The organism is Prevotella sp. CAG:592 (genome assembly GCF_000436015.1).
GTDB lineage: Bacteria > Bacteroidota > Bacteroidia > Bacteroidales > Bacteroidaceae > Prevotella > Prevotella pectinovora.
In genome coordinates this window covers 1-19,361 of the sequence record NZ_FR892554.1, presented here as the reverse complement: position 1 = coordinate 19,361, position 19,361 = coordinate 1, and the positions used below count along the sequence as shown (strand labels likewise).

General features: G+C 49.2%; 14 protein-coding genes. 7 read left to right on the top strand and 7 right to left on the bottom strand.

Annotated features, from left to right (window positions below):
* Positions 1 to 228: 228 nt before the first annotated feature.
* The 4 genes from QVO99_RS04425 to QVO99_RS04410 form a co-directional block, all read right to left on the bottom strand.
* The gene (locus QVO99_RS04425) at positions 229 to 1,122 is read right to left on the bottom strand and encodes a hypothetical protein (protein WP_022316394.1); all 894 of its coding nucleotides are present in this window, start codon (positions 1,120 to 1,122) and stop codon (positions 229 to 231) included.
* A 105-nt stretch (positions 1,123 to 1,227) separates the two neighbouring features.
* The gene (locus QVO99_RS04420) at positions 1,228 to 1,668 is read right to left on the bottom strand and encodes a hypothetical protein (protein WP_022316393.1); all 441 of its coding nucleotides are present in this window, start codon (positions 1,666 to 1,668) and stop codon (positions 1,228 to 1,230) included.
* A 49-nt stretch (positions 1,669 to 1,717) separates the two neighbouring features.
* Positions 1,718 to 2,200 carry a hypothetical protein gene (locus tag QVO99_RS04415; protein WP_022316392.1) on the bottom strand — a complete coding sequence of 161 codons (483 nt, stop codon included), beginning with the start codon at positions 2,198 to 2,200 and terminating at the stop codon, positions 1,718 to 1,720.
* Positions 2,190 to 2,696 (bottom strand): RNA polymerase sigma factor, encoded by a 507-nt coding sequence (locus QVO99_RS04410; protein ID WP_022316391.1) that lies wholly within the window; start codon positions 2,694 to 2,696, stop codon positions 2,190 to 2,192. Before QVO99_RS04410 ends, QVO99_RS04415 begins: the two co-directional genes overlap by 11 nt.
* A gap of 348 nt (positions 2,697 to 3,044) precedes the next feature.
* Between QVO99_RS04410 and recJ the strand changes: the two genes are divergently transcribed.
* The 7 genes from recJ (at position 3,045) to ilvC (ending at position 13,075) form a co-directional block, all read left to right on the top strand.
* Entirely contained in the window at positions 3,045 to 4,769 is a 1,725-nt protein-coding gene (gene recJ / locus QVO99_RS04405) for a single-stranded-DNA-specific exonuclease RecJ (RefSeq protein ID WP_022316390.1), read from the top strand.
* An 18-nt stretch (positions 4,770 to 4,787) separates the two neighbouring features.
* Positions 4,788 to 6,692: a RecQ family ATP-dependent DNA helicase gene (locus tag QVO99_RS04400; RefSeq protein WP_022316389.1), complete on the top strand. Its 1,905-nt coding sequence runs from the start codon at positions 4,788 to 4,790 to the stop codon at positions 6,690 to 6,692.
* A gap of 267 nt (positions 6,693 to 6,959) precedes the next feature.
* Positions 6,960 to 8,762 carry a dihydroxy-acid dehydratase gene (gene ilvD, locus QVO99_RS04395; protein ID WP_022316388.1) on the top strand — a complete coding sequence of 601 codons (1,803 nt, stop codon included), beginning with the start codon at positions 6,960 to 6,962 and terminating at the stop codon, positions 8,760 to 8,762.
* 82 nt (positions 8,763 to 8,844) lie between these two features.
* Positions 8,845 to 10,569, top strand: coding sequence for a biosynthetic-type acetolactate synthase large subunit (gene ilvB / locus QVO99_RS04390; RefSeq protein WP_022316387.1), 1,725 nt, complete (start codon positions 8,845 to 8,847; stop codon positions 10,567 to 10,569).
* Positions 10,570 to 10,581: 12 nt separating this feature from the next.
* Positions 10,582 to 11,133, top strand: coding sequence for an acetolactate synthase small subunit (gene ilvN / locus QVO99_RS04385; protein ID WP_022316386.1), 552 nt, complete (start codon positions 10,582 to 10,584; stop codon positions 11,131 to 11,133).
* Between the two features lie 12 nt (positions 11,134 to 11,145).
* Positions 11,146 to 11,916: an acyl-[acyl-carrier-protein] thioesterase gene (locus tag QVO99_RS04380; RefSeq protein ID WP_022316385.1), complete on the top strand. Its 771-nt coding sequence runs from the start codon at positions 11,146 to 11,148 to the stop codon at positions 11,914 to 11,916.
* Positions 11,917 to 12,031: 115 nt separating this feature from the next.
* Positions 12,032 to 13,075 carry a ketol-acid reductoisomerase gene (ilvC, locus tag QVO99_RS04375; protein WP_022316384.1) on the top strand — a complete coding sequence of 348 codons (1,044 nt, stop codon included), beginning with the start codon at positions 12,032 to 12,034 and terminating at the stop codon, positions 13,073 to 13,075.
* 164 nt (positions 13,076 to 13,239) lie between these two features.
* On the opposite strand, the gene QVO99_RS04370 is transcribed toward ilvC, so the two are convergent.
* The 3 genes from QVO99_RS04370 to QVO99_RS04360 form a co-directional block, all read right to left on the bottom strand.
* Complete coding sequence (locus QVO99_RS04370) at positions 13,240 to 17,550, bottom strand: glycoside hydrolase family 2 TIM barrel-domain containing protein (RefSeq protein ID WP_022316383.1); 4,311 nt, start codon at positions 17,548 to 17,550, stop codon at positions 13,240 to 13,242.
* A gap of 13 nt (positions 17,551 to 17,563) precedes the next feature.
* Positions 17,564 to 18,613, bottom strand: a complete 1,050-nt coding sequence (locus tag QVO99_RS04365; protein WP_022316382.1) for a T9SS type A sorting domain-containing protein — start codon at positions 18,611 to 18,613, stop codon at positions 17,564 to 17,566.
* 91 nt (positions 18,614 to 18,704) lie between these two features.
* A complete protein-coding gene (locus QVO99_RS04360) occupies positions 18,705 to 18,896 on the bottom strand; it encodes a hypothetical protein (RefSeq protein WP_022316381.1) in 192 nt (63 codons plus the stop codon).
* Positions 18,897 to 19,361 lie beyond the last annotated feature (465 nt).

Below are 19,361 nucleotides of genomic sequence, written 5' to 3'. Positions count from 1 at the left end.
CCAGACAATTGGCTGACAATCGTAAGGTAGTCAACTGTCTGTCTGTCAAAATGTTACGACTAAAAACCAGACAATCTGACAGTTTGTGAGCAATTCTTGCTTTTACTAAGAATCAGCGATATGGGCAACTTTCACCCATATCGATTATCTTAAACCCAAATCGGTCATTAGGCCGTTCAATGGTAGTATTTTACAACTGCTTGCAAAAGATTTACCGGACAGCAATATTTAGAAATCTATTTTATTCTTGTTCTTCTTTTTGCCTGAGTTGATGAGTTTCACGAGCGACAGGACATCCACTCCTACAGAACAGGAGTTCTGATATGCCTTCTTGCCGTTGACTGTCTTGAAAAGTGGCGTTAGACCCAGCGAACCGCTGAAGACAAGCGGACCGATTCCCCAGACTACCGACATGTTAAGTCCCAGACGGTTGAGCTTGTAGGTCTCGTCTGCCGATATGTTTCCTTTCATCTTATACCAGGCATTGGTACGGATCTCGGGCGACAGTCCCAGCCCCAAATAGAAGTCATAGCTGCCATCCACGGTGAACATCATGGGCAGACGGAACGACATATAGTTGATATTGTTGCCGTCGGCTCGCTGGTCCATCTTCACGAAATCCCATTTGCCGCCGGTTTCCGTCACGACATAGTCTTTCTGAAAGCAGAGGTGGCTCCACACAAGCTGGGCTGCGATACTGAATCCCATACTGTTCTGCTTGTTGAACGGCACCGACATGTAATAAGGGGTGACGCCAAATTCAAACGACTTTGAAAACCTTGCGTGGTGGAGCTGGCTCGTGCCGAACACCTTGCCGGTGATGTTTGCCATACCGAACCATACCGTAGGATAACGTGGGGCGAAATCGATGTGCTGCAGATTGCTTGTTGGCAGGAATGGCGAACCCACATATACCTGTTCCACTTCCTGGCCATCCACGAAGTTCATTTCGCTGACCTTCGTCTGCTCCACTCCGTCGTTGCCGAACACCTTGACGTTGGTCTTGCTGCCATCCACGTCTACTACGATTTTTTTGTCTTTCACCACAAACGTCGTGTCTTCTTTCTCTGCTGCCTCTCCCAAAAGCGGCAAGAACGCAGCCAACAATAGTAATTTCTTCATATTTCAAGTTTTTTTATTATCAAATTGACATCCTGTGAAAATGTTTTTGCCTTTCATAAAGGTCAGGACGGGTTGTTTTTTCAGTGGATTTCCGGAGGGCAGCCCTCAATACTTGGAATAACAGAGTTTCAGTATGTCGTCGGGCGACAGTTTCCCTTCTATATATATCACCGTACCCTTACGGCTGTCAACATAGCTGAAGAGGATGTATCTGTTGTAACCGCCCGGCAAAGGTTTCATCATGTAATATCCACTCACAAGTTCACCACCGTCGATCACCTCGCGCACCTTCTTGGCATTCTTCCTGTCGGCATCGAGATATGGCTTCACTGCATGGTGTAGCTTCTTGTATACCAGACTCTTATACACTCTGAGTTTATAGCCATGCAGCGTGGTGTTTTCCATCACCACCATCTTGCATCCCTTGGCTCTGCCATATCGCTGGAACACATTGTCAACGTTGAGTCCCTTTTGTCCCATCGCTGCAACGGCAAGCATCAGAAACACAGCCATGAACATCATGCGTCTAAACAAATATCGTTTCATAGTCATTGACATTAAAATTCTACATACATCACCATTCTCCAACAACAAGTCACCTCATCATCCGCATAGCCTCAAACGGATCATCGTCTGCCATTTCACCGACGTTGCGCAATGCCTCAGCAGCTTCTGCATGCACCAAGCGCTTGTCGGTGTACACTTTTCCGTCTTCAACCATATAGCACACCGCATCACTCTGGTGCGACGGAAGGAAAAAGACCAACAATAACGCCACAGCTGCAGCAGCCGACAGCCAAAGGGCTACCTTGCGGTGCAGACCGACGGTCTTGCCGGCGGTTTCAGGCTCCGCTTCAGCAGCAATGTCATCAGTTTCGTCACGAACCGTTTTCCTCTCTGCATCCACGAAGCAGAACATTACCCTGTATGGTTTCCATTCCGCCGGAATATCACCCGAATGTTCTCTGAAATACGTTCTCAGAAAATCTTCCTCCGCCATAGTGGTCTCACCGCCGATATATTTCTCCAGCAGTTCCGCAATATGAGCCGTTCTGTTGTCATTAATATCATTTTTCATCTCTTGCTCCTTTCATCAGTTTCATATAAGTATCTCTTATCTTCAGACGCGCCCTTGAGAGGTTCTTTCTCAGATTGTCGGCTGTACAGCCCGTTATCTGCATTATCTCTCCGGCATCATAGCCCTCTATCTCTTTCATTCTGAACAGCTGGCGCTGCAACGGCGGAAGGTGTTCCACTATATTCCGTATCAGCGCCATCTCGTCGAGAGTCTCCACGCCTCGCTCCTCAAAACCGGCGTCACCTTCTGACAATTCGGCTGAAGGATGCCGTTGCTGCCGGCGCCTGTCGTCATAGAAGGCATTGCGCAATATCGTATAGAGAAGTGCTTTTATATTGTCTGAAGCATCCAGCGAGTCGCGCCTTTTCCATAGCCTCAGCATCGCTTCCTGCACGAGGTCCTCGGCATCTTCTCCGTTTCCGGTCATGCCAAAGGCCCGCGACAGCAACTCTTGTCTAAGAGGCAGGATAATATGGTTGAACTCTTCTGGTTTCATCTCTCGTTTATATATATAACGCCAAAGAAAAGGATTTCGGACATTTGGCAGGGATATTTTCAAAAAAAATTACGGACAGACGAACAAACAAGGATATTGCTTCCATTTGTTGACAGACAGGATTATTGCTGAAACGTACAAGTCGAGACATATACCCTTGCCTACTCGTCTACTTGTCTACTTGCATACTTGTCTACTTGCCTAAAAATTATATAAAAAACCTGCGGGTAACATAAGTATTTGAGCAAATTTTCGTAACTTTACACGCTCTTTGGCCTGAAGGCTTAGGCTACGTGCCTTGAAATGCCCTACAAAGACATTCGCGAAGGAAATAAAAAGAATATATAAATGCATTTTAAATGGAAATACGATCCACCTACACCAGAACAAAAGAAAGATGCAGAAAAACTGATTGACAACCTGAAAGTCAGCCCCGTGATAGCGACGATAATGGCGAAGCGCGGAATAAAGGAAGAGGACGCAAAGAAATTCTTCCATCCGCAGCTCAACGACCTCATCGACCCTTTCCTTATGAAGGACATGGACGCCGCGGTGGAAAGACTCAACGAAGCCATGGGGCGCAAGGAACGCATCATGGTGTATGGTGACTACGATGTGGACGGATGTACTGCCGTCGCATTGGTTTACAAGTTCTTACAGCAGTATTACTCCAACATCGACTACTACATTCCCGACCGCTACGACGAGGGATATGGAGTGAGCCGTAAGGGTATCGACTTCGCCCACGAAACGGGTGTGGGACTGATAATAATACTCGACTGTGGAATAAAGGCGATAAAAGAAATTGAATACGCCAAAGAGCTGGGCATAGACTTCATCATCTGCGACCATCACGTGCCGGATGAGGAAATGCCACAAGCTGCCGCTATTCTGAACCCCAAAAGAGAAGACGACACCTATCCTTTCAAACATCTGTGCGGATGCGGTGTGGGATTCAAATTCATGCAGGCGTTTGCAAAGAGCAACGGCATTTCTTTCTCAAGACTGATACCGCTGCTCGACTTCTGTGCCGTGAGCATCGCTGCCGACATCGTACCGGTGACGGGAGAGAACAGGATTCTTGCCTACCACGGACTGAAACAGCTGAACCAGAACCCTAACATCGGACTGAAAGCCATCATCGACATCTGCGGACTGAACGGACGCACGCTGTCGATGAGCGACATCGTGTTCAAAATCGGACCGAGGATCAACGCTTCCGGACGTATGGAGAACGGAAGGGAGAGCGTGAACCTGCTCGTGGAAAAGGATTTCGCCGTGGCTTTCGACAAGGCGAAACACATCAACGAATACAACGAGCAGCGCAAGGACATAGACAAGCAGATGACCGAAGAGGCGAACTTGATTGTGGGCAGACTGGAGAGCCAGCAGAAGCACTCGAGCATAGTGCTCTACGACGAGAACTGGAAAAAGGGCGTGATAGGAATCGTGGCTTCCAGACTGACGGAAATCTACGTGCGGCCTACCGTAGTGCTGACACGCGACGGCGAGCTCGCCACCGGTTCGGCACGAAGCGTGGCGGGATTCGACATATATGCCGCCATAAAGAGCTGCCGTGACCTGCTGCTGAACTTCGGCGGCCATACCTATGCAGCCGGACTGACGCTGAGATGGGACGACGTGAAGGAATTCAGAGACAGGTTCCAGGCATACGTGGAGGAACATATACTGCCGGAACACACCGAAGCGGCACTCAACATCGACGCCGTGATAGACCTGAAGGACATCACGAAGAAGATGCACAGCGAACTCAAGAAGTTCGGCCCCTTCGGACCGGGCAACACAAAACCGATGTTTGCCACAATGAACGTATACGACTTCGGCACGAGCAAGGTGGTGGGCAGAGAGCAGGAACACATCAAACTGGAACTCGTAGACTCAAAGTCTAACAACGTGATGAGCGGCATCGCCTTCGGACAAAGTGCCGCAGCACGATACATCAAGTCGAAACGCAGCTTCAACATCGCATACACCATAGAGGACAATATCTTCAAACACAACGACGTGCAGCTGCAGATAGAAGACATACAGCCGACAGAGGGACAGGCTTGAACATTATAACACTGGCAGATGGCAGACGACAAATACCTCAGGATTCTTAAGGAGTATTGGGGCTACCCTGACTTCAGAGGAATACAAAGAGACATCATTGAAAGCATCTGTGCCGGGAAAGACACTCTCGGACTGATGCCTACCGGCGGTGGAAAGTCTATCACCTTCCAGGTGCCTGCCATCGCCATGGAGGGGGTATGCCTCGTCATCACCCCACTCATAGCGCTGATGAAAGACCAGGTAGACGCTCTGAGGAAGAAGGGGGTGAAGGCATACGCCATCTATGGCAGCATGAAACATACTGAGATACTGAAGATTCTCGACAATGCCGTGCTCGGTGGCGTCACCTTATTATATATATCCCCCGAAAGACTGTCGTCTGAATTGTTTCTCAGCAAACTGAGCCACATGACCGTGAGCTTCATAACCGTTGACGAAGCCCACTGTATCTGCCAATGGGGATATGACTTCAGACCATCATATCTGGCAATATCCGAAATCAGAAAGATAAAGCCGGACGCACCTGTCCTCGCACTTACAGCCACCGCCACCCTACCCGCCATCGACGACATACAGAAACAACTCAACTTCAAGGAAAAGAACGTATTCCGCATGAGCTTCATGAGGAAAAACATAGCGTATATCGTCAGGACAGCCGACGACAAGCTCGAACAGGCTGCACATATCATACGATCGCTCAGCGGTTCGGCAATCGTGTATGTCTACAGCAGGAAGAAGACCAAAGAAGTGGCTGAATATCTCAACGACAACAATATCAGCGCCACCTTCTATCATGCCGGCCTCGACCATGCCGTGAGAGACTTGCGGCAGTCAATGTGGCAGGAGGACAAGGTGAAGGTGATGGTAGCCACCAATGCCTTCGGCATGGGTATAGACAAACCGGACGTGAGGGTCGTGATACATATCGACAGTCCTGACTCCATAGAGGCTTATTTCCAGGAAGCCGGGCGCGCAGGCAGAGACGGAAACAAGGCTTATGCCGTATTGCTTTTCAACGGCAGAGACAAGTCGATACTGCAGCGCCGCATCGCCGACCAGTATCCTGACAAGGAATATATCAAGACCGTGTATGAACATCTTGCGTATTTCTTCCAACTCGCCGTGGGCTGCGGCTTCGAAAGGACTTTCGAATTCAACCTCGACAAATTCTGCAGAAACTTCAAACACTATCCGGCAAGAGTGGAATCGGCACTCAAGATTCTTGAAAAATCCGGATACATAGAATACAGCGAGGCAAGCGACAACAAGGCAAGGATGCGTTTCCTCATCGGACGCAACGACCTTTATCGCCTGAAAGACATGACCGATGAAGAGAACGCCGTCGTTGTGGCAGCACTCAGAAACTACAGCGGCATGTTCTCCGATTATGCCTATATCGAAGAGGCGCTTATCGCACAGCAGAGCGGTGTGGACGACCAGCAGACTCATGAAATACTGAAGACCCTGAGCAGAAAGCATATCATACATTTCATACCCCGCAAGAGCATACCACACATCAAATATACGCAAAGCCGCGTTGACTTCGAGGAGATTGTCATCCCGATGAAAGTGTATGACTGGCGAAAGAAACTGGCTGAGAAGCGCCTTGAGGCTGTGGTGACATACGCCGAGAGCGAAAAGGTTTGCCGCAGCCAGCAGTTGCTCAACTACTTCGGAGAGACACGGTCTGAGAGATGCGGACAATGTGACGTGTGCATAGAACAGAAAAAGAGAACAAGAGAGGACAAACAGAGAGACAAGGATATAAGACTCGCCATTCTGAAACTGCTCGAAGACAAGAAGCCTCATCACATAAAGGAACTTTACACCCTCGATTTCGACATGCCGTCGATAGAACGTGTGCTGCGACATATGGCGGACGAAGAGGAGGTGTATAATATTGAGGGCAAGATAACACGCTGACATCCGCATTGCACACTTCATATCATAATGTGTCATTATTCTGACATTTCTTTATTTTTTTAAGTTTTTTTGTTCTAAATGTATCTTAAAAAAGAAAATACGTGTGTCATTTTGTTCTATTGTTCGGAAAAACAATTACCTTTGTAGGCAAATGCAAGGGCATTTGCCCGATATACAACAATAGCATTATTTTTGGCGTACAATCATAAACGCTCAAACACAAATTTGCAATACGAGGTATTAGCTTAACACTAAAAAAGGAATAAGATGAAGAATAAGTTGAGAAGTGCGGTATGCACCGAAGGAAGGAGAATGGCAGGAGCCAGAGCCCTCTGGGTGGCGGCAGGAATGAAACACGAACAGTTCGGCAAGCCAATCATTGCCATCGTCAACTCTTTCACTCAATTCGTGCCCGGACATACTCATCTGCACGACATCGGACAAATCGTAAAAGAAGAAATAGAGAAAATGGGATGCTATGCCGCCGAGTTCAACACTATTGCCATCGACGACGGAATAGCGATGGGACACGACGGAATGTTGTATTCCCTGCCTTCACGAGATATCATTGCCGACTCAGTGGAATATATGGTTAACGCCCACAAGGCTGACGCCATGATATGCATATCAAACTGCGACAAAGTGACGCCGGGAATGCTTATGGCGGCAATGAGACTTAACATACCTACCGTTTTCTGCAGTGGCGGACCGATGGAAGCGGGACGCTGGAAAGGCGCAAACGCCGACCTCATCACCGCCATGGTGAACGGTGCCGACAAGAGCGTAAGCGACGAAGAACTGAAGGAGATTGAAAGTTGTGCCTGTCCTGGCTGCGGTAGCTGTTCAGGTATGTTCACGGCAAACTCCATGAACTCGCTTACAGAGGCAATCGGCATGAGTCTGCCGGGTAACGGAACGATTCTCGCCACCCACAAAAACAGAATACAGCTTTTCAAAGACGCCGCACACCTGATAGTGGAAAACGCCATGAAATATTATGAGGATGGCGACGACAGCGTGCTCCCGAGAAACATTGCCACAAGGGAAGCTTTTCTCAACGCCATGACTCTCGATATTGCGATGGGAGGAAGCACAAACACCGTGCTACATCTGCTCGCCGTGGCACAGGAGGGCGGCGTGGAGTTCACGATGAGCGATATCGACAGGTTGAGCCGTAAGGTGCCTTGTCTGTGCAAGCTCTCGCCGAACACACAGAAATACAGCATTCAGGAATGCAACCGTGCCGGTGGAATCTTTGGAATTCTGAACGAACTGGCAAAGGGCGGTTTGATACACAAAGGCGTGAAACGTGCTGACGGAAAGACTCTCGGCGAACAGCTCGAAAAATACGATATCACGAAATCTGCAGTCGACGAAGAGGCTGACAGGATATACCGCAGCGCTCCCGGAAGAAAGTTCTCTACCAGGATGGGATCACAAGACGAAAAATGGGAGACGCTCGACACCGACCGCAGCGAGGGCTGCATACGCGACCTCGGCCACGCTTATACGAAAGACGGTGGACTTGCCGTGCTGTTCGGAAACATCGCACAGGACGGATGCGTGGTGAAAACTGCCGGAGTGGACCCTGCATTGTGGCACTTCGAAGGACCGGCAAAGGTATTCGATTCCCAGGAGGATGCCTGCGAGGGAATCCTTGGCGGAAAGGTGAAGAAAGGCGACTGCGTGGTGATAACCCACGAAGGACCGAAGGGCGGTCCGGGAATGCAGGAGATGCTCTACCCCACTTCGTATATCAAGAGCATGCACATGGGTAAGGAATGTGCGCTGATAACAGACGGACGATTCAGCGGAGGCACATCGGGACTCAGCATCGGACATATATCGCCGGAAGCGGCAGCCGGTGGAAACATCGGAAAGATAACAGATGGCGACATCATAGAGATTGACATACCTGACAGAACGATAAACGTGAAGCTGACCGACGAAGAACTGGCGGCAAGGGAACAACGCCCGATGACCCGCCAGCGCACGGTGAGCAAGGCTCTCAGGGCATACGCACAGAGTGTAAGCTCTGCCGACAAGGGTGGCGTCAGAATAATAGAATAGGCTGACGCCACAGTGAGCCCCAACCCGTAAAGCGGATTGGAATTGAAGCACGAAACACAAATCAACAAATTGTAAGAGAAGAATGGCAAGAGAGAAGATAACCGGTGCGGAGGCGCTGATGCGATCATTGGCAAACGAAGGGGTGGATACCATCTTCGGTTATCCCGGAGGAGCGATAATGCCGGTGTTCGATGCGTTATACCACTATACCCGCGGCGACAACAAGGTGTTCAACCATATCCTTGTGCGCCATGAACAGGCGGCGGCACATGCTGCAGAAGGATATTCAAGGGTGAGCGGAAAGGTTGGAGTATGTATCGTGACAAGCGGTCCTGGAGCCACCAACACCGTGACGGGTGTTGCCGATGCGCTCACAGACTCCACTCCTATTGTGGTCATTGCCGGACAGGTGGGCATCAGCGCTCTGGGCACAGACGCCTTTCAGGAGGTAGACCTCGCCTGTCTCGCACAGCCGATATGCAAATGGAGCTACCAGATAAGAAGACCGGAGGATATAGCCTGGGCTATCAGCCGGGCATTCTATATAGCTAAATCAGGAAGACCAGGACCTGTGGTCATCGACTTCCCGAAGAACATACAGCAGGCTCTTACTGAATATGAGCCTCAACACATCGACTTCATCAGAAGCTATAATGCCTATCCGCAGCCGGACGAAGAGAAGACGAGGCTTGCGGCGGAGCTCATCAACAAATCGAAGAAGCCGATTGCCCTCGTCGGTCATGGTGTGGAGATTGGAAATGCCCAGGAGGAACTGAAGGAGTTTCTGGAGAAGGCCGACATACCGGCAGCAAGGACTCTCATGGGATTATCTGCCCTGCCATCCGACCATCCGCTGAATATGGGAATGCTCGGCATGCACGGCAACTATGCACCGAACATAAAGGAACAGGAATGCGACTTGCTGATTGCCATAGGAATGAGATTCAGCGACAGGGTGACGAGCAATGTGGCTACTTATGCCAAACAGGCAAAGATAATCCATCTCGACATCGACGCTTCGGAGATTGACAAGAATGTGAAGACCGACATTGCCATCGTTGCTGACTGCAAGGAGTCGCTGCCCAAGATTACGGCTCTCGTCCACAAGAACAGCCATAAAGAATGGATAGACAGTTTCAAGCCTCTGTACGAAACGGAACGTGAGCGTGTGATAGAGCCTGCCATCCATCCGAAAGGCAAATTCCTGCTCATGGCAGAAGTGGTGAACGCCGTGGCTGAAGCTACCGACGACAATACAGTGATGGTGAATGATGTGGGACAGAACCAGATGTTCTCTTGCAGATATTTCAAATTCGCCAAACCGCTCTCGTTAGTGACAAGCGGCGGACTCGGCACAATGGGCTTCGGACTGCCTGCTGCCATCGGTGCCACATTCGGAGCACCTGGCCGCACGGTGTGCATGTTTACCGGCGACGGTGGATTCCAGATGAACATACAGGAGCTCGGCACCATTATGGAACAGCAGACACCGGTGAAGGTTATCCTGCTCAACAACAACTATCTCGGCAATGTGCGCCAATGGCAAGACATGTTCTTCGGAGGCAGAAGGTCGTTCACAAGGATGATGAACCCGCAATACGAGCTTATCTGCAAGGGTTACAACATACCGTATGGACTCGCCGTGACCCACGAGGAACTGAAGGGGGAAATAGAGAAGATGCTCAGCACCGACGGACCGTATGTCCTTGAATGTGCTGTCTTGGAGGAGGACAACGTGATGCCGATGGTGCCTCCCGGCAAACCTATCAACGAGATGATTCTCGGAAAAGAGGATTTCAAAGAATAAAGGACTACAGAAATGGACAACGACAAGAAATTATATACTCTGCTCATTTATACAGAAAACATGGTGGGCATGCTGAGCCAGGTGACCGCCGTATTCACCCGCAGACAGGTGAACATCGAGAGCATCAACGCTTCGGCTTCAAGCATAGAGGGTGTACACAAATACACCATCACCACATGGAGCGACGAGGAACAGGTGAAGACGATAACGAAGCAGATAGAGAAAAAGGTGGACGTGATAAAGGCCGACTACTATACCGACGACCAGATATTCATCCGCGAAGATGCTTTGTTCAAGCTGTCAACGCCTGTCGTGATGGAGAATCCGGAGATTTCAAAGATAATACGCCGTGCCGACGCACAGATCATCGAGGTGAACCCTACGTTCTGCACAGCCATGCTGAGCGGCGTGACAAAAGACATCATCGCCCTTTACACCAATCTGCAGGAAAGAAACTGCGTGCTGCAGTATACTCGAAGCGGAAGAATAGCCATAACGAGGAATCCTGTGGAAGAAGTGAACGACTTGATATCAATGCGCGAGAACAACATGAAAAACCAATAAAGATAGAAGAAAATGGCAACATTAGGAAAAATCGGAAGATATGACTTCCTGTCGGAACCGTTCCATTGCGACTTCTCAAAGAAGCTCTTCATGGGACATCTGGGCAACCACTTGCTCAATGCGGCGGATTTCCATTCCAACGACCGCGACTTCGGTATGAACTATCTCAACCCCATCCACAAGACCTGGGTGCTGTCGCGACTGGCGATAGAGATGGACGACATGCCGGCGGCATACGAGAAGTTCAGTGTGGAGACATGGGTGGAAAGCGCCTTGAGATTCTTCACCAACAGAAACTTCCGCATCTGCAGCACTGATGACAGCCGCACATACGGCTACGGCAAGAGCGTGTGGGCGATGATAGACACGGAAACGAGACAGCCGCTGAATATCCTCGCCATCAGAGACGGTGAGATAGAACGGTATATAGAGAAAGACAAGGAATGCCCTATCGAAGGCCTGTCGAGAGTGAAGATGGGCAAGGAGGCGAAGCTCGCAAGGACAATCGACACGTATTACTGCGACGTTGACGTGAACGGTCATATCAACAGCATCAAATACATCGAGCATATCCTCGACCTCTTCGATATCGACCACTACCGCAAATTCCGCATCAGACGCTTCGACATAGCGTATGTGGCAGAAAGCTACTGCGGCGACAAACTGAATTTCTATACCGAAGAGCGCGACGACGATACGGTCTGCGTAAGGGTAACGAAGACAAACGCCGAGACCGTGGATGCTGAAGTGGTCAGATGTATGTTGAAGTTCGAGAAGATATAATAAAGGCTGATAGCAGTATATATAAAATACACCATTAACGGTCATTGGATCGTTAATGGTTATAAGGTAAAAAGAACATAAGTGTCTGAGGGCACATAACTAAAACAAAACAAATATGGCAGAAATGAATTTCGGTGGCGTTATCGAAACGGTAGTCACCAACAAGGAGTTTTCCTTGGAGAAGGCACATGAAGTATTGAAGAACGAGACAATAGCTGTGCTTGGCTATGGCATCCAGGGACCTGGCCAGGCTTGCAACCTGCGCGACAACGGTTTCAACGTGATTGTTGGTCAGCGCCAGGGCAAGACCTACGACAAGGCAGTGGCTGACGGATGGGTGCCGGGCGAGAGTCTCTTCTCTATCGAGGAGGCTGCAGAGAAGGGTACCGTGATCTGCATGCTGCTCTCAGACGCCGGTCAGATACAGGTATGGCCTAAGATAAAGAAATATCTCACCAAGGGCAAGACTCTGTATTATTCTCACGGCTTTGCCATCAACTGGAACGACCGCACCGGTGTGGTGCCTCCAGAGGATGTGGATGTCATCATGGTGGCACCAAAGGGATCGGGCACCTCTCTGCGCACCATGTTCCGCGAGGGACGTGGCGTGAACTGCTCTTATGCCGTATATCAGGATGCATCGGGCAAGGCTGAGGAGAAGACTTTGGCATTGGGCATCGGCATCGGTTCGGGCTATCTCTTCAAGACCACTTTCCAGCGTGAGGCTACAAGCGACCTCACCGGTGAGCGCGGTTCGCTGATGGGTGCCATCGAGGGATTGTTCGAGGCTCAGTATGAGGTGCTCCGTGAGCATGGACACTCTCCATCAGAGGCTTTCAACGAGACCATAGAGGAACTTACACAGAGCCTCATGCCTCTCTTCGGCGAGAAGGGAATGGACTGGATGTATGCCAACTGTTCTACTACAGCCCAGCGTGGCGCTCTCGACTGGGCTCCGCGTTTCCGCGAGGCCATCAAGCCTGTCATGGAGTGGCTCTACCTCTCTGTAAAGACCGGAAAGGAGGCTCAGATTTCTATCGACAGCAACTCAAAGCCTGACTATCGCGAGAAGTTGAACGCCGAACTGAAGGCTATGCGCGAAAGCGAAATGTGGCGCACTGGAGTGACCGTGCGTCAGCTCCGTCCTGAAAACAACTGATAAGCTTGGATTAATCCACAAAAAAAAGAACTCTCCCGATAAGCATCAAGTCTTTGCCTGTAGCCTATCGGGAGAGTTTCTTTATTTTAGCCCCAACCGGTCTGAATATAAAGACCGATTGGGATTGACGTTTATTCTCAAATCAGAGAATATTTCTGCAAATATTATTCTGTTATCCGCGCATTGCCACCTGATTGTGGGGTGAATCGCAATGTGTAACCATAGCTGCTATTCCACGAAGAATAAGATGGACACACATAATCAGACAGACAGCTGTCGCCACCACAGGAGTTGTTGCCGAGGCCGCGCTGCATATAGTCGAAGTGGGCATAAACCTGCTGATAGCGTGTCAGGTCGTACCAGTGGAGATTAGTGTTCCACATCGAGTCGCCTGATTTGCACCACTTTGTCTCGTCGTAGTGTGAAAGAGAGAATGATGCTCTTCCGCCTGCCTTGATTCCGATCTGCACGTTAGAAGCCCTATTGGTGAGAATCAGCTCACGCATATCCTCATGGTCGCCGAATGTCTGGGGGTGTATCATCTCGTCCACCATGTCGTCTACCGTAGTGGTGAAGCGGCCGAGATAAGAACCTGTCTTGCGGTCGCTGTAGTTGGAACGAGGACCGCGGGCATAGAACTCCACATTCTCGAAGCCGGAAGCAAACTGCATGCCCAAGCCGATGCGAGCGAGTGTTCCGCTTGGCGAGAACTTCACGTTCATGTCTACAGTGCCATCAGGATAGAATGTATAATTGATGGTGTAGCTGCAGCCCGTTGCCGAACCCTCGACTGACATCGTAGCGTTGTTACCGCTCTTAGCGAGTGCTCTTGTGATGCTGAGGCTTGATGAATTGCTGAACGAAGGTTCGAAGTTACGGTCATTGTCCACCTTACGGTAGCTGTTGAAGTCAGGACCTTCAGCGATAAGGCTCTTGCCATCGTATGTCCATGAGGTCATCTTGCCTGATGAATTGAACACAATAGAATATGCCTTGCCGTTGTTGTCTGTACCTGTTACGGTATTGCCGCTTACGCTCAACGAGCGACCTGCAGAAGTGTAGCTTGGTAGCACTGGGAATCCCATTGTGCCGTCAGTGCCCATAGCAGTGCCGTTAGAGATGTTTTGCTCAGAGAGCGAGAACTGAGCGTCAGCGATGCTGTAGCCCTCCTCAGCCCATGATGTCCAATCGGCAACGTTCGCCTTTGTCGGCTTCTTTACGCGCAACTCTACGTTTACGAGATACTCTGCGCTGCCCTCTACTTCAGTTGTTATAGGCAGTGTTACAGTAGCAGAAGAACCTGCTGCGATTGTGTTGAAGCTTTCGAGCTTGCCGTTCTCCACCAAATATCCGTCCTTCATTACGCGATAAGCGATGTCGAAGTTGTCTGATGAGATAGGCATAAACGCATACTTGTTCGCGATGTTTACAGACTTTGCAGAAGCGCTGAAGTCGCTGAACTTCACATTCTGGTACACCTTCTTCACCTCAGAGAGCTTGCCAGTCCATGTGCGGTCTGGTGTGATGATACCGTTGTTGAGGAAGTTGCCTTGGAAGCCATAGTTTATACCGCTTGTTGAGTTGTAGTCGTAGCCAGACACCCAGTAGTTGAAGCCGTTTTCGCTCTTCTTCTTACCGTTAACAAGCTTTGCAGGGTCGTAAACCGACTGGTCTACCCAGTCCCATATACAAGCACCGACGATACCGTTACTACCCTCAATCACATCCCAGTATTCCTTCAAGTTACCGACAGCCTGACCCATTGCGTGAGCATACTCGCAGATGAAGTAAGGCTTGCCGTTCAGTCCGCTTCTGTTTCCTCCTACTGACGAAACGGTTGGATACATGTTAGAACCGAGGTCGGAGTAATTAGTTCCGCTTCCTGCTCCCTCATAGTGAACGAAGCGTGAGTCGAGGTTCTTACACGTATTGTATGTAGTAGAGAAGTTGCTACCGCCGCCGCACTCGTTGCCCAACGACCAGAAGATTACACTCGGGTGGTTGCGGTCGCGCAGCACCATGCGCTTTGTGCGATCGTCCATAGCTGTTATCCAACTGCTGTTGCTTGACAAGTTCTGGTTGTAGTGGCACTCCACGTCAGCCTCGTCCATCACGTAGAAGCCGAGAGCGTCCATCATAGCGTACATCTTCGGCTGACGCGGATAGTGCGATGTGCGCACGGTGTTCACGTTAGCCTTCTTCATCATTGTGAGGTCCTTCATCATGGTCTCCATATCTATAGCACGACCATACTCAGGGTGAGTGTCCTGAGTGTTCACGCCCTTGAAGTAGACACGCTTACCGTTGATGTTGATGAGGTTGCCGCTCTTTGTAATGTTGCGGAAGCCGTACTTTGTAGAGAACGCCATCTCCTCAGCTCCGTTCTCGTCCTTCTGACTTACAACGACGGTGTAGAGATACGGATCTTCTGCGCTCCATGGACGCAGGTTGCTGAGACCCCTGAGTGTAACAGTCTTTTCTGCTGTTGATGTTCCGCTGTATGTCTGTGTTCCGGTAGCAATCTGATTGTCGTCAGCATCGAGCAACGACACCTGCAGAGTCTTGGTTGTAGAGACGGTGTTGCGGTTGTCTACAGTCAGCTTCACCGACATACTGCCGCTTGTAGCCTCGTTGTTGAGCGAAGATGTTATATAGTGGTCCGACACGAACACCTTCGGAGTAGCCACGAGATATACGTCGCGGTGAATACCAGAGAGGTGCCACATATCCTGACCTTCGAGATACGAACCGTCGCACCAACGATATACACGTACCGAGAGTTGGTTGTCGCCGGTAGTTACGAAGCCGGTGATGTCGAACTCAGCGTCGGTGTTAGAGCTCTGCGAGTAGCCTACGTATTTGCCATTAACCCATACTACAGCAGCGCTGTATACACCGTCGAAATGGATAAACACACGCTTGTCCTTCCATGTCGCAGGAATGTTGATGGTACGGCGATAGAAGCCCGTTGCGTTGTGGTCTGTTACGCCATACTGTGACATTCCAGAGTTCGCATTAGGTGGGTTGTTGCTGAACGGATAACCAACGTTGGTGTATACTGGTTTGCCATAGTTGGCCATTTCCCAAGAGAGCGGCACACGGATGTCGTCCCAACCGCTGTCGTTATAGTCCTTTGCCTGGAACTCACTTGAGCCAGGACCATATGATGTTCCTGCAACATACTTGAACTTCCATGTTCCGTTGAGGTTGACATATTCAGCCTTTGTCTCGTCGGGCTGCTGCCAAGGCTCTGCGTAGTGAGTGGCGTCAGCCTTCATCTGCTCTACCGAAGCGTATGGGATGAATGTAGCGTGTGCATCCTCCTTATGGTCGCTCACCTTGCTCTGATTCTTAATCCAGCTAACATCGAACGAACCGTTAGGAGATGTTGTGCTACCACCAGTGCTACCGCCACCAGTTGATCCCTCTACTTTGATGAAGCCGAAGGCTGTTGCTCTATTTGAATTTGTTGTACGACCAAGCTTGCCGCCGTCGGTTCCATCGTATGTGAGGTAATAAGTTTTATTCTGTGTATAAGCGTAAATCTTATATGTGTGCTGTGTCGCATCTACCTCATCAAATTTCCATTCTTGGTTTACGTTAGCCTGACCACCATTGTAATCGTTTTCGGATGTCCACTGGAGTGGCCTTACATTAGTGTTGTTGCCTGCCATGTCAAGAGCCTTGGAAGACATCACATTTACGATGTGCCAAGGATACGAAGTGGAATATTTGCTTTGCTTTGTTATCCACTGCTGTCCCGTGTTGCTGTCTGATTTAGCGGTCACTGTAATCTGCTCATCATCGTTAGATGTAGTAACGGTGAAGCATCTTGTCGGGTAGTCGGCTGGACATATATAATATGTAGAGCCGTATACGGGTGCAGAGAATGTTGTGGTTGTGGGCGTTGTTGTGCCGCCAGTGGTTCCTGCAGTAACAAGACTTACAGACTTATAGGTCGCCCATGAGCGTGTGTTGCCCTGAGTGCTGCCGTAGAGAATAGACGTAAGGCTTAGGATATTGCTGATATTTGATGCATCGCAAATCTTCGTATCGTTAAGATACAGACCGTTCGAGTTCAACTCTATAGTAGTTTCGCCCGAGATGTTGGTGTGGTCTTCACGGTAAGTGTTGCTTGAGCCACCGTTGAAGCAGTTCACCTGCAAGGTATTGCTGCTCTTAGTGTAAAAGATGTGGATTACGTAGACGCCAGATCCTCCCCATCCACTTGCGTCCTGCAAATCATTGCCGATAGAGAGCACATTCTCGTAAGTTGTGCTGCTCTGGCAAGAGCTGAGGTCGAGCACAGCCTTGAATGTCTGTTTCTGGAAGTCAATTGTTGTTTGCTTCGAGAACGACAAGCCGTTAGGCGTGTAATTGCTCAGAAGGTTTGTCTCCGCTGCGAACGCCTGCGTCACCATGAGAACGAGCAGTGCCGCTACTGCGACTATATGTTGCTTTATGTATGTTTTCATAAGGTCTTGGTTTTTATTTCACGATGAGTTTTATGCCGTTCACTATATATACTCCCGGTGTCAGTTTCGTTGAATTGGAACGATGGCGAACACGCTGACCATTGATGCTATACACATCGCCGATGGTGGCGCTTGAGGAATTGGGAACGGAAGAGATGTCGTTGGTCTCTGATGGATTCTCATCAACGCTCCATGTCAGTTCGCGAGCTGACTGCGGACCGGCTACATCTTCGAAATACATACGGAATCCTTTGGCTTCCATATCTGACGTGAGATGATAAATTTTGTCAGCACTGAAAACGTAAGACCTCGACTTGACGAGGGTCGGAGAGAAGAATCCTGTCACCCTTGTCTGTCCTACAGTATACCCCGGATTACCTTCGCGCTCATACCAAGAGGATGCGGTAATGCCAGCAAACTTATATGTTTGGTCTTCGTTCACTCTCTCAGGCTGTAGCAGGCAAGGCTGTCCTGCCCCAATGTCTGTGCGATAGGTGAAAAACAGTTTGGTATCGCTATCACTGGTAAGATACGCCACCTTGGTTCCTACACCCCAAGTCTCAGCTATCTGTTCAGCCGACAAAGGGAAAGGCAGACACAGGGAGTTCCACTGTCCTGTCTTGAATTTACGCTTCAGCGTCACGTCCACATACTCTTCTGAAAATGTGGGGCGCACATAATCCAGAGCCTCATCGAGAATCACTTCCTGATACGGAACTTCGGCAGCTACCTTCCATTGTCCGGCAGCGAATGTGGGGTCTGGTTCCTCATACGAGGTCGATATAGCTCCAGACTGTGCGTAGACAAATGCCGTGGAGTAGGCATCACTGTCCTGATAGCCCAAGGTGTATGACTGGCCGGCAGACGACTTCAATATCCACTTTACGTCTTTGCCGTTGAAATTCATACGCCCGGCATCAGCTTTCTCATCCACCATGGAGACTTTCAGCTTCACCGGCCGGTTTGATATTGCCGGCTTGCCATCGTCACCCACGGTGAGATACTGCCCCTGCGAATTGAATATATACACAGAAGTCAGTGCCAATGTATAAAATGTATTCATGATAAAATGTTTAATTCGTAAAATCTGTTTTTGGCGAACGCCAATGTCTGTTCACCAATAAGAAAAGTGGGAATATGGTTATGTTGTTTTGTCAGAACAGGTGCAAATCCTCATCCGTATCATCGTCCTCCTGGATGTCATCCCAGAGGAAACCGCTAACAGCATTATGTTCTTTGGCATCTATCTCAGGAGGATTGCCTTCCAATGTACTGAATCCCCCCAGAGTTACGCATGTTTCAAGCGCAATGACCTCGAGATCCGGTTTTAAGTACTTCTTCTTCATAAATATAAAAATAGCTTATAAGTTTTGAATATCAATTTATTGAATTAAGATAAACTCCATAGGAGCATAAGTTCTGCAGCTTCAGATTTAATCTAATGCAACAGAGGTATATAAGTTTCAGCTATATTAATGGCAGACTATTGCATCATAACCATAAGGTGAGAACACTCCCCACCCGTCGGTTTAATACAGACACACTATACGTGTTGATAATCTGTTGTCAATTAATGATCTTTTCCACAGCGAGAGTTTGACTTTCCCGCCATGAAAACATCTTCACAGGTTTAATATTTGTTATACTTTCTCTTACACATTTAATTTCAATTTGCAAATCTAATCAATTATCCGCATTAATTTTTACATTTACGAAATATATTAACCATTTTTAGCTATTTCGCACCTATGCTATTCTACGAATACGTGTTTTTTGGATATATATAAGACAGGCGGCACCTCGGAAGAAGA

Coding starts and splice junctions, on each gene's coding strand:
- QVO99_RS04425 (WP_022316394.1), bottom strand. CDS start 1,122: ATGAAGAAATTACTATTGTTGGCTGCGTTCTTGCCGCTTTTGGGAGAG.
- QVO99_RS04420 (WP_022316393.1), bottom strand. CDS start 1,668: ATGAAACGATATTTGTTTAGACGCATGATGTTCATGGCTGTGTTTCTG.
- QVO99_RS04415 (WP_022316392.1), bottom strand. CDS start 2,200: ATGAAAAATGATATTAATGACAACAGAACGGCTCATATTGCGGAACTG.
- QVO99_RS04410 (WP_022316391.1), bottom strand. CDS start 2,696: ATGAAACCAGAAGAGTTCAACCATATTATCCTGCCTCTTAGACAAGAG.
- recJ (WP_022316390.1), top strand. CDS start 3,045: ATGCATTTTAAATGGAAATACGATCCACCTACACCAGAACAAAAGAAA.
- QVO99_RS04400 (WP_022316389.1), top strand. CDS start 4,788: ATGGCAGACGACAAATACCTCAGGATTCTTAAGGAGTATTGGGGCTAC.
- ilvD (WP_022316388.1), top strand. CDS start 6,960: ATGAAGAATAAGTTGAGAAGTGCGGTATGCACCGAAGGAAGGAGAATG.
- ilvB (WP_022316387.1), top strand. CDS start 8,845: ATGGCAAGAGAGAAGATAACCGGTGCGGAGGCGCTGATGCGATCATTG.
- ilvN (WP_022316386.1), top strand. CDS start 10,582: ATGGACAACGACAAGAAATTATATACTCTGCTCATTTATACAGAAAAC.
- QVO99_RS04380 (WP_022316385.1), top strand. CDS start 11,146: ATGGCAACATTAGGAAAAATCGGAAGATATGACTTCCTGTCGGAACCG.
- ilvC (WP_022316384.1), top strand. CDS start 12,032: ATGGCAGAAATGAATTTCGGTGGCGTTATCGAAACGGTAGTCACCAAC.
- QVO99_RS04370 (WP_022316383.1), bottom strand. CDS start 17,550: ATGAAAACATACATAAAGCAACATATAGTCGCAGTAGCGGCACTGCTC.
- QVO99_RS04365 (WP_022316382.1), bottom strand. CDS start 18,613: ATGAATACATTTTATACATTGGCACTGACTTCTGTGTATATATTCAAT.
- QVO99_RS04360 (WP_022316381.1), bottom strand. CDS start 18,896: ATGAAGAAGAAGTACTTAAAACCGGATCTCGAGGTCATTGCGCTTGAA.